The 13,924-nt window shown below is 66.6% G+C and carries 12 protein-coding genes; 5 read left to right on the top strand and 7 right to left on the bottom strand.

Going from position 1 to position 13,924, the window contains the following annotated elements; genetic code table 11:
* Positions 1 to 83: 83 nt before the first annotated feature.
* On the bottom strand, positions 84 to 944 hold the full coding sequence (locus B1790_RS14405) for a universal stress protein (protein WP_079923902.1): 861 nt from the start codon (positions 942 to 944) through the stop codon (positions 84 to 86).
* Positions 945 to 1,150: 206 nt separating this feature from the next.
* On the opposite strand from B1790_RS14405, the gene B1790_RS14400 reads away from it, so the two are divergent.
* A complete protein-coding gene (locus B1790_RS14400) occupies positions 1,151 to 1,450 on the top strand; it encodes a dsRBD fold-containing protein (protein ID WP_079923901.1) in 300 nt (99 codons plus the stop codon).
* A gap of 57 nt (positions 1,451 to 1,507) precedes the next feature.
* Here B1790_RS14400 and B1790_RS14395 read toward each other — a convergent pair whose 3' ends face one another.
* Both B1790_RS14395 and B1790_RS14390 read right to left on the bottom strand, forming a co-directional pair.
* Positions 1,508 to 2,512: a zinc-binding alcohol dehydrogenase family protein gene (locus tag B1790_RS14395; RefSeq protein WP_198952003.1), complete on the bottom strand. Its 1,005-nt coding sequence runs from the start codon at positions 2,510 to 2,512 to the stop codon at positions 1,508 to 1,510.
* A 14-nt stretch (positions 2,513 to 2,526) separates the two neighbouring features.
* Positions 2,527 to 3,864 carry an acyltransferase family protein gene (locus B1790_RS14390; protein ID WP_233165119.1) on the bottom strand — a complete coding sequence of 446 codons (1,338 nt, stop codon included), beginning with the start codon at positions 3,862 to 3,864 and terminating at the stop codon, positions 2,527 to 2,529.
* A 327-nt stretch (positions 3,865 to 4,191) separates the two neighbouring features.
* Here B1790_RS14390 and B1790_RS14385 point away from each other — a divergent pair, with 327 nt between their 5' ends.
* Positions 4,192 to 5,082: a universal stress protein gene (locus B1790_RS14385; RefSeq protein WP_079923898.1), complete on the top strand. Its 891-nt coding sequence runs from the start codon at positions 4,192 to 4,194 to the stop codon at positions 5,080 to 5,082.
* A 54-nt stretch (positions 5,083 to 5,136) separates the two neighbouring features.
* Here B1790_RS14385 and B1790_RS14380 read toward each other — a convergent pair whose 3' ends face one another.
* From B1790_RS14380 to B1790_RS14370, 3 genes are read right to left on the bottom strand one after another with little or no spacing between them, the layout of a single operon-like run.
* Positions 5,137 to 6,537 carry a GntP family permease gene (locus B1790_RS14380; RefSeq protein ID WP_079923897.1) on the bottom strand — a complete coding sequence of 467 codons (1,401 nt, stop codon included), beginning with the start codon at positions 6,535 to 6,537 and terminating at the stop codon, positions 5,137 to 5,139.
* Positions 6,525 to 7,499: a 3-hydroxyacyl-CoA dehydrogenase family protein gene (locus B1790_RS14375; RefSeq protein ID WP_079923896.1), complete on the bottom strand. Its 975-nt coding sequence runs from the start codon at positions 7,497 to 7,499 to the stop codon at positions 6,525 to 6,527. Before B1790_RS14375 ends, B1790_RS14380 begins: the two co-directional genes overlap by 13 nt.
* Before the next feature lie 22 nt (positions 7,500 to 7,521).
* Positions 7,522 to 8,442, bottom strand: coding sequence for a sugar phosphate isomerase/epimerase (locus B1790_RS14370; RefSeq protein WP_079923922.1), 921 nt, complete (start codon positions 8,440 to 8,442; stop codon positions 7,522 to 7,524).
* Between the two features lie 170 nt (positions 8,443 to 8,612).
* Here B1790_RS14370 and B1790_RS14365 point away from each other — a divergent pair, with 170 nt between their 5' ends.
* The 3 genes from B1790_RS14365 to B1790_RS14355 all read left to right on the top strand — a co-directional run bounded on the left by B1790_RS14365 (position 8,613) and on the right by B1790_RS14355 (position 12,121).
* Positions 8,613 to 9,356 (top strand): GntR family transcriptional regulator, encoded by a 744-nt coding sequence (locus B1790_RS14365; RefSeq protein WP_233165118.1) that lies wholly within the window; start codon positions 8,613 to 8,615, stop codon positions 9,354 to 9,356.
* 83 nt (positions 9,357 to 9,439) lie between these two features.
* The gene (gene lerK, locus B1790_RS14360; RefSeq protein ID WP_079923894.1) at positions 9,440 to 11,155 is read left to right on the top strand and encodes an L-erythrulose 1-kinase; all 1,716 of its coding nucleotides are present in this window, start codon (positions 9,440 to 9,442) and stop codon (positions 11,153 to 11,155) included.
* A 147-nt stretch (positions 11,156 to 11,302) separates the two neighbouring features.
* Positions 11,303 to 12,121 (top strand): triose-phosphate isomerase, encoded by an 819-nt coding sequence (locus tag B1790_RS14355; protein ID WP_142271308.1) that lies wholly within the window; start codon positions 11,303 to 11,305, stop codon positions 12,119 to 12,121.
* 17 nt (positions 12,122 to 12,138) lie between these two features.
* Here the strand turns inward: B1790_RS14355 and B1790_RS14350 are convergent, their stop codons facing one another.
* Positions 12,139 to 13,896 carry a chloride channel protein gene (locus B1790_RS14350; protein ID WP_079923893.1) on the bottom strand — a complete coding sequence of 586 codons (1,758 nt, stop codon included), beginning with the start codon at positions 13,894 to 13,896 and terminating at the stop codon, positions 12,139 to 12,141.
* Between the last annotated feature and the right edge of the window lie 28 nt (positions 13,897 to 13,924).

The raw sequence follows: 13,924 nt of genomic DNA, 5'->3' as shown, positions 1-13,924 counted from the left end.
GAGGAACACCCTGACCATCGTTACGCCCTTTCGAGTGGAGTGCGCAAAGTCGTCTAACTCTTGGCCATTGTGACGGGTGTAGGTCATGGCGCGCTTGGCTCTTCGCAGACCAGCACCGAGAAGTCGAGCTCGTCCTCGTCGGTGAGTGGGGTCAACTCGTACAACTGGTCACCGGCCAGGTGACCAAGTACGACGAGGCCGATCGAACGGGCATGTCGGGCGACGTAGTTGAGCGGGTTGCCGGGGACGGTGACGGCCTTCATGTCCAACTGGGGGTGGCGAGTCTGCCAGCACGCCAACGAACGTTCGAGGTCGGCCGTTGCCGTGCGAGTGCTCTCCGCGCCGAGGTTGGCATCCTGTATCTCGGGGAACGCCGGACGGCGGCCCATCAACACACGCAGGGGAGCCGAGCGTCGGCAGGCCTCGTCGACCGCGTGCCCCAATACGACGTCGACGTCGGCGGAACCGTCGACGATCGCTGTCACCCATCCGTCGGCAGTCGGCGTCGACCTCGGTCCGCGCACGACGGCGACCGGGCAGTGGGCCCGCGTTACCAGCGCAGGCGGTGTCGAACCCATCCGGCCACCGTCGGCCCCGTCGACGCCCAATGCTCCGACGCACACCATGGCAGCCGACTTCGATGCCGCTACCAATGCGTCGACGCAGCGACCGTGCACGATCTCCACCTCGATCTTGACCGGGCGGTCTGCTGCTTCGACGGCCATCGACGCGGCCCGCACCGCAGTCTCGGCCGTGACGAAGTCGTGGGTCAACGACCGGTGGTCGCGACGTCCCAAGTGTGGTGGTTCGATCGCGTAGAGCAAGCGCAATGGAACGTCGCGGTCCACAGCTTGGTCGACGGCCCATAGCGCTGCCTCGACGGCGGCGGGGGATCCGTCGATGCCGACGACGACGGCGGGGGACGGCGGGGACGTGTCGAGCATCTGATCTCCAACCGGGGGCCGAATGGTTGCCTGCGACGGTATTCGTGCGTCGATTGAACCGACAGGGCCGAATGTCACCAACGGAGCCGCTCATTCCCTGCGGCGGTCGCACTCACGGTCACCCCGAGGACCAACGGCCCTACAGGTCGACGGCGCCAAGGGTGAGAGTTGAAGCCAACCGATCACCACTCTGCGAGGAGCGCCGCATGGGCCACCATCACGACCACGACGACAACGACCAAGACGACGACGACGCGAAGTACCGTGTGAAGATCACCGTGCACCGCCACGACGACCACACCACGGCCACGGCGCGGCTGCACTGGCGCTACGCCGACTTGGTCGGTGTCGGCGAGGCTGACATCGATCCCGACGACCACTATCCAACGCGGACCGGTGAGGAGCTTGCCGTCGCGCGGGCGCTCACGCACTTGACGAGGCAGCTGTTCGTCACCACCGCCGGTGACATCACCTCGGTCACCGGCGAAGACGTGAGTGTGCGCTGACGTCGTCTTTGAGGTGCGAGGTCGGCGTAGGTGAGCACGAGCAGGTGGGTGATCGGCTCAGGTCCCGCTTCGCAGTACGGCGGCACCATCGAAGCGTCCGGCCTTGAGGTCACTCAAGGCTTGCTGAGCGTGGTCCATCGGGTAGGCGTGGGTCCGCACCTGCAGCCGGTGCTCCTGGGCGAAGCGAAGGAACTCGCGTCCGTCATCGCGGGTATTCGCGGTGACACTGCGAATCTCCCTTTCGTAGAACAGTTCTCGCTCGTAGTTGAGGATGGGAACGTCGGTGAGGTGGATGCCGGCGATGGACAGCACGCCGCCGCGGTCCAGGGCACGTAGCGCGATGGGGACGAGGTCGCCGACAGGTGCAAACAGGATCGCGCTGTCCAGCGCTTCCGGCGGTGGATCATGAGCACCACTCACCGAGGCAACCCCCAGGTCGAGTGCCAGCCTGCGCGCGCGATCGCCGCGCGTCATCACGTGCACCGTTGCGCCCCGCGCCAGAGCGATCTGCGCGGTGAGGTGAGCGCTGCCGCCAAAGCCGTAGATACCAAGCCGACCGTGGTCGGGGAGATCGGCGCGCATCAGGGCGCGGTAGCCAATTATCCCCGCACACAACAGTGGCGCCAGCTCGTCGTCGTCATAGCCGGTCGGCAGACCATAGGCGAACGCGGTTGGCACCGTGCAATATTCGGCGTATCCGCCGTCGTCGTCCCATCCGGTGAAGCGCGAGTGCGGACACAAGTTCTCCGCACCACGCACGCAGTAGCGACACCGACCGCACGTCGCGCGGAGCCACGCCACGCCGACCCGGTCTCCGACCGAGTGGCAGCTGACGCCGGCGCCGAGTTCGACGACGGTAGCGACGACCTCGTGGCCGGGAACGATCCGCCGGCGATGTACGGGCAGGTCCCCTTCTGTGACGTGGAGATCGGTGCGGCAGACACCGCACGCGTCAACGTGCACCAACACCTCCCCGGGGGCGGGCCGTGGTATCGGTTTGCGGACGAACCGCATGGGATGGGAATCGATCGGGCCGGGGTCGTCGACCACCCAGGCGTTCATGGTGCGCTGTGGCGTCATGGCAACGTGCCCTCCAGTGGTGCACTCGTGGATACCCCGTGGACTACCCGCCCATGACGGCCGCCAGTCGGGTTGACCGCGACCAGGAGTATGCCGACGGTGAAGATTGCGAAAGTCGACGCAGACAGGTGTCCACCCGGTGCGAAACCATGGGCAGAAACGCGGAGTAGCGACAGGGCCGCGGCGGCGGTGCCGACGACGAGCAGCGGGCCCGACCACGACGTCGGAAGTGGAACCCGCAGGGCCGGAAGCGGTTGCGCGAACACCGAACGTCCCAGCCACAGCAGCGTGAGCTCCGCGGCCGTCGTCACACACAGCATGACGATCCAGACCAGGCGCAGTCGCCACCAGAAGTCCGTGCCGAGCGCGGCTTGCGGCAGCAGGCCGCTCGGGTAGCAGGCGAGGGCCAGGGCGACCACCGGGGCCATGTGCCAGAGGTAGAGGCTCATGACGTTGTCGTTCGCGGCGCGCAAGAGGTGAGGCCACGGCGCGCGCCGCAGCCGAATTGTCATGACCGGTGCGGCAGCCACCATGAGCCCAGCCTGAGTGCAAGCCAAGGCAAGCAGGGCAACAGTCGGCGGAGATGTGTTCTGAACCGTCTGACCGGTCACCCCGATCATGCTGACCGGATAGAGGTCTAGCCCGATCAGCGACGCCAGCACGGCCGCCGCTCCAGCCGCGAGTAGTAGCGGACGGCGAAGCGCTCCGCCGTGCCATGCGACGCCGAGTTGAAAGATGGCTCCCCAGCAGATCACGTAGTTCGCCATGCCGAACTCTGTGAGATGGCCACTACGGGTGACGAAGTCGACGCCGGCAGTTGCCACGATCAACGAGGCGGGCACCCACATTCCCCATCGGCGGTGCGCGGCGACCGCCAACGGAGTCAGAGTCATCATGACGAGATAGATCGGCACGAACCACAAGTGAAGCGAAACCACCCAGGTGGACATCGCCACGAGTGAATCATCCACGCGGCCTGACGATATCGCGACGACGGCGGCGACGACCACGACGTACGCGGTCACCGGGCCGAGCAGGCCGCTGACTCGGTGGCGTATCCAGGTGCCTCGGGTTACGCCGAGCGCCTGCTGTCTCATCCACGATCCGGCGTTTGCATAGCCACCCACGACGAAGAACACCGGCACCACTTGGAAGAACCACGTCAACCACTGGGTGTACGGCAGCTCGGCGAGCACTTCGTCGTAACCGAACCGGCCGTCCTGATACGTCACCGCCGAGAGCAGCCAATGGCCCAGGACCACGACGACGACGGCAACCACCCGATACAGGTCCGCTGACGGCTCGCGGTCAACATCGTGTTGCTTGTCAGCCACGTCTTCGCTCCACCAGTCGCGGTCACCGACGAGGTTGCCCGATGAACGGCAACGGTATTGGGTGGCGAAGCGCGGGGGAGCTACCTTTCGACCCCTTCCCCGCGGGTACAACGTCCTTCGCCGCGTGGACGGGGTATTCGGTCGCGTATCGAGGTCGCGCGAGAGGACCTTCGGCACTAGTAGACCGGCGCGGTGGCGGTCACGGTAGTACCGAGTCACAGACGCTCGGTCCACAACCGGCCCAGCGCCCGCCGGTCGAGAGGCGCCAGGAGACCAGGCAATCTCAACGACGTCGACCCAGATCAACCGACAATGAGGAGAAGTGACATGTCCAGCAACGCAACACATCACGGAATGATCGTGGCCGTCGACGGCTCTCCGTCGAGCTTGGCCGCCACCGACTGGGCTGCGCGAGACGCCGCCCTACGGCACATCCCACTGACTCTGGTTCACGTGCTGGCTGAACCACCGGTCGGCATGTGGCCGGAACCCGCGCTACTCAACGGCTTTTCGGAGTGGCGCGTCAAGAACGGCCTGGAGATACTCGCCAAGGCCCGCCGTGTGGCCGATCGGGCCGTCGAGCAGTTCAGCCCGATCACCGTCACCGAGCTGTCGTGTGCCGGCACGCCGGTGCCGACCCTGGTGGATCTCTCCAAGGACGCGGACATGGTGGTCGTCGGGTGCCGAGGCCAGGGCGCTCTGCAGCGCATGCTGCTCGGCTCGGTGAGTACCGGGTTGGTTCACCACTCGCACTGCCCGGTCGCGGTCATCCACGACGAGGATCCGCTGATGGACCACCCCTCCGAGGCGCCGGTCCTGGTCGGCATCGACGGGTCGCCGGCCTCCGAGCTCGCCACGGCCATCGCCTTTGACGAAGCATCCAGGCGCGCGGTCGACTTGATCGCCATGCACGGCTGGTTCGACGACGACTTGCGTGACTGGATCGGGGTCGACTGGGACCGGCAGTTGGAGATCGGCAAGGAAGTGCTCGGCGAACGATTGGCCGGTTGGGCGGAGCGCTATCCGGACGTCACGGTCGAACACCGCCTGGTCGACGGTGACCCCGCCGAGAGGCTAGTCGCCGCATCGGAGGCTGCACAGCTGACCGTGGTGGGTAGCCACGGTCGCGGTGGCTTCGCCGGGATGCTTCTCGGGTCGGTCAGCTCGAAAATGGTGCACGCCGCTCGGATGCCGGTCATCGTCGCTCGACGGGGATGACGAGGGGGCTCACGACGAGCAGGTGCACTGGGTTCAAACGCGTCGACGATCGCCTCAACTGGCGACCACGTAGACCACCGAAGCCAGGGCGAAGCTCATGAACCCGATCGCCGTGGCGATCACCGTCCACGTCTTCAACGTGGTCACCGTGTCGAAACCGCAGAAGCGCCCGATGAGCCAGAAGCCGGAGTCGTTCACGTGCGAGAACGTGATCGAGCCTGCGCAGATACCGACGACGACGGCGGCCAGTGGGATCGCCCCGAGGTTCATCGAGACCACGGCGGGGGCCATGATCGAACCCGCGGTCGTCGCAGCGACGGTGGCCGAGCCCTGCGCGACTCGGAACACGATCGCGATCAGGAAGCCGGCGACGATGACCGGCAGGCCCCAGGCGTCCAGGCCGTCGGCCAGGGTCTGACCGATCCCGGTCTCGGTGAGAATTCTGCCGAACGCACCACCCGCACCGGTGATCAGGATGATGGAGCAGACCGGCGCCAGCGCATCGTCGACGAGGTCTTCCAGCAGTCCGCCGATCGACTCGCCGCGGCGGCGCCGGGGCAGGACATACAGCAACACCATGGCCAGCAGGACCGTGATCAGCAGAGCCATCGACGTCGTCCCGATCAGGCGGGACAGCTGATAGAAAATGTTGTCGTCGGTCACGGCGCCGTCTGCCTCGAGCGTCGAGAACACCGTGTTGAAGAAGATCAATCCCAGCGGCAGCAGCAGCACGAACATGATGGTCCAGAACCCCGGCCGCTCGTCCTCGGGATAGTCTTTCGGTTCGCCGAGCAGGTTCGGCACCGGCATGTTCGGATAGCGCTTGGCGATGAGCAGACCGAGCCGGTACCCGGCGAGGTACCACGTGGGCAGGCCCACGAGCAGCGAGACGATGACCACCATGCCGATGTCGGCGCCCATCACCGTCGCGGCGGCGGTGGGTCCGGGGTGCGGCGGTGTCAGCGCGTGCATCATCAGGAATGCGCCGATGGACGGCAGCACGTACAGCATGAACGACCCGCCCAGGCGGCGGGCCACGGTGTAGATGATGGGCAGCATGACGATGAAGCCGGCGTCGAGGAAGATCGGGAACGCGTAGAACAGCGAGGCCACCGCGAGCGCGAGCGGCGCGCGCTTCTCACCGAACTTGTCCAGCATCTTGTCGGCGAGAGTCTGTGCGCCACCGGTCATTTCGACCAGCCGGCCGAGAACGGCGCCGAAGCCGACCAGTAGGGCCACGGTACCGACGGTGGTGCTGAAGCCGGCGATGACCACGGTTACGACGTCGCCCATGCCGATGCCGGCGGCGAGACCGGTCAGCACGCTGACCACGATCAGCGAGAAGAAGGCGTGCAGCCTGACCTTGACGATCAGCACGAGCAACACCGCGATGGCAGCGAGCGCGATGACGATGAGCAGGGCGGTGGGCCGCTCCGCGAGGACTACTTCGTCCATGAGGATCCCTTCGGCGCCGGACCGAGTTCGCGCAGAAGATCACCCATGCGGGAGTACGCCTTGTTCCGGTAGGCGATCACTGCTGCCTTGGTGTCGTCGTCGAAGTCGCCCGTCCACCCCTTGCCGTTCTTGGTTCCGTGACGGCCCGCGTCGACGTTGTCCGTGAGGAGCTTGGGAGTGGCCATGCGCTCACCGAACTCGTTCTCCAGGGTGCGGAATCCCTTGACGTACACGTCGAGTCCGGCCTGATCGGCGATGGCGAACGGACCGAAGAATCCCAGTCGGAAGCCGAAGGTGGTGCGCACGATGGTGTCGACGTCCTCCTTCGTGGCCACACCCTGTTCGACGATCAAGGTGGCCTCCTTGAGCAGTGCGTACTGCAGGCGGTTCAGCGCCATTCCGGGTGTGTCGGCGACCTGCGCGCCCTCACACCCCGCCCGCACGAGGAGGTCCTTCACCGAGTCGATGACTTCCTGGGTGGTGGCTTCGCCCGCGACCAACTCGACGCCGGGTATGAAGGGCGCGGGGTTGGAGAAGTGAACGGTGAGGAACCGCTCGGGATTGGTGACCGCGTCGACCAAGACCTTGACCGGAATGGTGGAGGTGTTGGTGCCGATGATCGTGTCGGGACGCGCGCTCGCGCAGATCCGTGCCAGGACTTCCTTCTTGACGTCGGGATCCTCGAAGACGGCTTCCATGACGAAGTCGACGTCGGCGACGGCAGCGTCGAGACTCTCGCCCGCCGTGAGGTTCCCCATGATGGTCTTGGCGCTGCCCTCGTCGAACAGGCCTTGTTCTTCGAACTCCTTGGCCTCTCGTTCGAGTCGGGTGAGTGCCTCCCGGGTGGCGTCGACGCTCACGTCGGCGATTTGGACCTGGAAGCCGTTGAGCGCGAGGACCTGGGCGATGCCGCCGCCCATGTAGCCGGCGCCGACGACCGTGACGGTGTTGATGTTGGGCATGCGAGAGCCTTTCGGGTTGGGGTCAGGCGAGAGCGGAGGTGAGCACCTGTTGGATGTACTCCCGGTTCTCGGCGCACACGCCCAAGGAGTCGGAGCCGTAGTGCTCGCAGCAGAACGGCCCGGTGTAGCCGAGTTCGAGTGCCAGACGGATCATTTGGCGGTAGTTGACGTATCCGTACTTCAACGGAAGCGGAGCTGAGCTGTACGCGCCGGTCGCCGGGTCGTAGTCGCGGGAGTAGTTCTTGATGTGCCAGAAGTTCGAGTGGGGGAGGACTTTCGCGAACATCTCGCTGAAGTGCGGTATCGGCCTGTGCAGCCGGATCAGGTTGCCCAGGTCGGGGTTGAGCCCCACCGCCTCGTGGTCGACGTCGAGGATGAACCGGACCGCCTCGTCGGGCGTGCCGATGAAGGTGTCCTCGTACATTTCGAGGCTGATCTCGATCCCGTTGGTACGGGCGTGGTCACCCAACTCGCGAATGCGCTCGATTGCCAGGTCGCGCAGGGCCGGGTCGTCGACGTGGCCGTCGACCAGCCAGAACCAAATCTGCTCGCTCTGCGCTGGCGTGATCGCCTGCATGAAGCCGGTGTTGACGATCGTGGCGCCGAAGGACGGAGCGAGGTCGACGAGGCGATGGGCGTCGGCGAGGTTCTGCGGACCGTTCTCGACGTCGACGACCGAGTTGCGGGTCATGGAGATGGACGAGATCGCCAGCCCCTCGTCGCCAAGGACGGTGCGGAACTCCTCCACTCGATCGTCTGACAAGGCGGCGAGCGGGACCCAGGCGTCGGTGGGGTCGATGTAATCGAACCCGAGCTCACGCACTTGGCGCAGCTGTGCGGCCCACACGCTGGGCGGCGCGTCCTTGATGGGCCCGCCGTCGGGGGCTCTGTTGCCGAAGCTGAGCATGTTGGCCGCGATCGGCCAACTGTGAGCTGTGTGCACTTCCACCTCCGTAGTGGTTTAGATCACATCAATATAAAATAGGATATAGGCCGACAGGTGTGCCGTGTCAATGCCGGGTACACTCTTGCCGCCAAGAAGTGCGTGTGTGCAGCGACGACGTGACCGCCTGTAGGACAGGCCGTCCGCCGCAGGGTTCGGGGAGGCTTGACGTGGGAGCCCGAGAAGACGCGTTGCCCATGCGCAACACGCTGGTCGACCAGGTCTACGAGCGGCTGATGGAATTGCTCCTCGACGGCACCCTCCGCTCCGGAGACCCGATCAGCATCGACGGGACCGCGCGGCATCTAGGCGTGTCGCCAACGCCGGTCCGCGAGGCGCTGGCTCGTCTCGAGTCGACTGGCAACGTGATCCGGGTGGCCATGCGCGGATACCGCGTGCCGGAGATGCCGAGCTCCAAGGAAATAGGCGACATCATGGATGCTCGCCTGCTCATCGAGCCCCGACTCGCGGAATTGGCTTCTGCCAGGGTCGACGCCGAATTGCTTGATGCACTGGAAGAGGCAATCGCCGAGCAGGAGCGGGCACCGCACAGCTCCGATGCCGCGGCGATCACGAAGTACCACCGTCCGGACGAACGGTTTCACCGGCTGATAGCCGAACACGCGAACAACGGTGCGCTGCTGCGGGCCTACGACGCGCTGGGTGGACACGGGCAACGCTTTCGGCTCTTCGTCGGAGTCGGGGTTCAGGATTCCGAAAGTGCGATTGCCGAGCATCGTGAGCTCTTGGCCGCGTTGCGGCGCGGGTACGGACCCGAGGTGTACCGCATCATGCACGCGCACATCACGGGCGTGAAGGAGAGGGCGCTGGCCGAACGCGCTCGGGTCGACGACGCGACGGCGGCTCCAGGCTCGGGCACCTGGCCCGAGAACGGCCAAACTGCTGGCCCCTAGGGGTGATGATCCTATAGGATCGTCGAAACTGGTTTGCGGGATCAGCTCCCGTCGGCCGACCGGCGCACCCATGGGACGGAACAATGACGTACCTCCTCAACTCCCCGGACGACTTCTCCGACGAGGCGGTTCGCGGCCTCGTCGCCTGCCACCGTGACCTGCTCACCCAGGTGCCCGGCGGGGTCGCTCGATCGACGCAGACGCCGCAGGGCCAGCCCGCCCTCGTCATCGGTGGAGGGTCTGGGCATTACCCGGCCTTCGCCGGGTGGGTGGGACCCGGCATGGGTCATGGGGCGCCCTGCGGCAAGATCTTCTCCTCACCGTCTGCCTCCGACGTGTACTCCGTGGTCCGCAACGCCGAGAACGGCGGCGGCGTCATCTTGGGATTCGGCAACTACGCCGGGGACGTTCTGCACTTCGGGCTGGCTGCCGAGAAGCTGCGTCACGAAGGCGTCGACGTCCGCATCGTCAACGTCAGCGACGACGTCGCCTCCAACAGCCGGGACAACCATCGAGACCGCCGGGGCGTCGCCGGCGACCTTCCCGTCTTCAAGATCGCCGGAGCGGCGATCGAAGCGGGCGCCGACCTCGACGAGGCGGAGCGTGTGGCATGGAAGGCGAACGACGCCACCCGATCGTTCGGCGTGGCCTTCGACGGGTGCACCCTGCCCGGGGCCGACGAGCCACTGTTCCACGTCGAAAAGGGCCAAATGGGAGTGGGACTCGGCATCCACGGCGAGCCGGGCGTGCGAGACAGCCGCATCGGCAGCGCCGCCGAGGTGGCCGACCTGCTCCTCGACGAACTCCTTGCCGAGGAGCCTGCTCGGGGCGAGAACGGATACGACGGCCGAGTAGCCGTGATCTTGAACGGGCTCGGCACCGTGAAGTACGACGAACTCTTCGTCGTCTACGGCCGCGTCGCGGAACGTCTCGCCGAGTTGGGGCTCACTGCCGTGCGTCCCGAGGTGGGTGAGTTCGTCACGAGCCTCGACATGGCCGGCCTGTCGTTGACCGTGGTGTTCCTCGACGAGGAACTCGAAAGGCTGTGGCTGGCACCGGTGGAGACGCCCGCTTACCGTCGCGGAGCGATGCCGAAGGTGGAACGTGCTGCGCGAGATGGCATTTGGGACGCCGCAGCGGTGGAAATTCCGGAGTCCACGGAGGATTCGCGAGCCTGTGCCGGCAACGTCGTCGCGGTGCTGGAGACGTTCCAACGGGTGTGCGCCGAGAACGAGGCCGAACTCGGCCGCCTCGACGCGGTTGCCGGGGACGGCGACCACGGCCAGGGGATGGCGTTCGGCTCCCGCGGCGCGGCGCGGGCGGCTCGCGCTGCGGTGGAGCACGATGCCGGCGCCAGGACTGCACTGTTGTTGGCCGGGCAGGGGTGGGCCGACTCGGCTGGGGGCACCTCGGGCGCCCTGTGGGGCGCGGCGTTGACAAGCGCCGGTGGTGTCTTCTCCGACACCGAAGGCGCCAGTGATCAGAACGTCGTCGACGCGGTCAGCGAGGGGATCGACGCCGTCATCCGTCTCGGTGGCGCCAAGCCGGGTGACAAGACGATGGTCGACGCTGCGGTTCCGTTCCGTGACGCCCTGGCGGAAGCCTTCGACGGGGACGCGGGCCCCGCCATCACCGAGGCGGCCCGGGTCGCCCGCGAGGCGGCCGACAAAACGGCGGACATCACGGCGAAGTTGGGCCGCGCGCGGGTGCTCGGTGAGAAGAGCGTCGGTACCCCGGACCCTGGCGCACTGTCGTTTTCGCTGTTGATGGCCGCCCTCGGCGAGCATCTGACTCGATGACGACCCCACGGAGGAGCCAAGCATGACATTGAGAATCGTGGCTGGCGTCGCCATCGCCGCGAACAAGGTCAAGGGAATGGGAATGGCTTGCGGTGCAGTTCGATCCGCAGTCGTCTTCCCCGGCCAAGGTCGACGCCATTTGCGCGTATGAAAGTGACTGACGCGGCGCAGATTGGTGGTGGCCCACTGTGGGTCGGGACCAGCTGGAAGATGAACAAGGGTCTGGCCGAGGCACGTCAGTACGTCCGTGGTGTGTCCGAGCACGTCGCGAGGGCCGGCCTCTTTGGAGTGCAGCCCTTCGTCATTCCCTCGTTCACCGCGATCGCGGCGGCCCGTGACGAGCTGGGGGCCAACTCACCCGTGCTGCTCGGCGCGCAGAACGCGCACTGGGAGGACGGCGGGGCCTGGACCGGCGAGGTGTCGGTCGCCCAGATCAAGGACGCCGGTGCGCAACTCGTCGAGATCGGCCACTCGGAGCGCCGCGAGCATTTCGGCGAGACCGTGGCGACGACCCGCCTCAAGGTGGCGGCCGCCCTCGAGCACGGGCTCGTTCCCCTGCTGTGCATCGGGGAGAGTGTCGAGGTGAAGCGGGCCGGCGAATCCTCGCGGTTCATCCTCGAGCAGGCGGCCGGCGCACTCGACGGACTCACGGCAGCGCAGATGGCACGCGTCCTCATCGCCTACGAACCCATCTGGGCCATCGGCGAGCAGGGCCGCCCCGCCACGGTCGAGGAACTGCGGCAGCCATTCGCCGACCTGGGGCGCCAATACGGCGGCGCGACAGGGGGATTGCTGTACGGCGGTTCGGTGAACCTCGACAACGCCGTCGACCTGCTCGGCATCGATTACGTCAGCGGTCTGTTCGTCGGCCGGGCGGCGTGGACGTTGCCCGGCTATCTGCGGCTTCTCGAGATGGCCGCCGCCCACCCGAAGGCGGCCGCCTCCGGGTCCGCGGAACGCGTGTGACGAATGTGCGGAGTCGGCTACCCGCCGCGGTGGACGATGTCGGGATGCATTGCGGCCAAAACCGTTTCGTAGGTGATCCAGCCTGTGACCTCGGTACCGTCGGCGTCGAGTATCGGCAACCCGGTGCCGCCATATCCGCGCAGTGCGGACAGTATTTCTCGCGGTGAGCTGTCCATGCCGAGGGCGGTGGGGCGTTGCACGAGGTCGGCGACGGTGCCGGGAGGGTTGGGGTCCTCAAGCGCTTGAGCTACGTCCCGAGCGGTGACGCAGCCCAGGTATTCGTGATGGTCGCCGGTGACGGGGACGATGCCCAGAGAGCTGGTCGACAGCGTCGCCGCGGCGGTGGCGAGGGGGGTGTGCGCGGGCATCGGTTCGGGCGGCGGTTGCGCGACATCGGCGGCGGTGAAGGACATTGGCGGGGTGGATGTTTCGAGACGGACGCCGCGCCGCCAGAGTTTGGCCGTGTAGATGGTCTGCTTGGAGAGCAGGTGCCCCGTCCCGGCCGCCATCACGACTGCCGCCATCAGCGGGAGGATGATGGAGTACTCGCCGGTCAGTTCGAACAGGATGACCACCGCGGTGATGGGGGCTCCGGTGGCGCCGCCGAGGGCGGCGCCCATGCCAATCAGCCCGTAGGCGCCCGCCGACTCCGTGACGCCGGGAAAGGCACCGTTCACGACGGTGCCAAATGCCGTGCCGGCCATGGCGCCGATGAAGAGGGTGGGCGCGAAGACGCCACCGGATCCGCCGATGCCGATCGTCAAACTCGTGGCGACCATCTTGCCGACCATGAGCAACAGCAGAAAGCCGATGACGTACTTTCCCTCCACGGCATTCTCGAGGACGGGATACCCGACGCCGTACATCTGGGGCAGGGCGAGCAGCAGCGCGCCGAGCACGAGGCCGCCGACCGCTGGCCGCGCCCACTCGGGTCCGCGCCACAGCCAGTCGCATGCGTCCTCGATCAGGTAGAGGATCTTGGAGAACGCCACGCCGACGATTCCCACCCCGATGCCGAGTGCGCCGTAGAGCAGGTATTCGGCCGGGTTTCTGACGGCGAAGCTCGGCAACGACAGGAACGGGTGGTCGCCGAGCAGGGCCCGGCCGACGACGTCGGCGGTGACGCTGGACAGCACCACGGCGCCGAAGGATTCGGCGGCGAAGTCGCGCAGGATGAGTTCCATGGCGAAGAACGCCCCGGCCAACGGCGCGTTGAACGTCGCCGAGATGCCGGCTGCGGCCCCGCAAGCGACCAGCAGTCGCACGCGATTGGTGTCCAGGCGCAGGAGCTGGGCGATGGTGGATCCGGCGGCAGATCCGATCTGGACGATCGGGCCTTCCCGTCCCACGGACCCCCCGCCGCCGATGCACAGTGCCGAGGCCAGCGCCTTCACTACCGTCACCTGCGGCGCGATTCGCCCACCGCGGTGGGAGACGGCGTACATCACCTCGGGAACTCCGTGACCGCGAGCCTCTGGCGCGAACCGGTGCACGATGGGCCCGTACACGGCGCCGGCGACCACGGGTGCGAGCAACAGGAACCAGACTCCCAGCCACGGCCAGTGCGCGCTCGGTACCCGGCCGAGTCCCGAGTAGTCGTCGTATCCGGTGAACATCTTCGTGAAAGTCGTTATGAGCCAGCGGAACCCGACGGCACCAAGCCCGGTCAGTGCGCCGACGGCGACGGCGAGCGGGACAAGGGCAGAGGGGCTTCCGCGCAACCAGCTTCGAAGGGAGCGGGGGCGTGGCGCCGCAGAGTAGCTGACGGAGCTCATGCTAGCAGTATGCAATAGTTGCGCTATG

Origin of the sequence: Mycobacterium sp. AT1 (genome assembly GCF_002043095.1) — a bacterium.
Taxonomy (GTDB): Bacteria; Actinomycetota; Actinomycetes; order Mycobacteriales; family Mycobacteriaceae; genus Mycobacterium.
The sequence above is the reverse complement of the archived record's forward strand: the minus strand, read 5'-3'. Positions and strand labels throughout refer to the sequence as shown.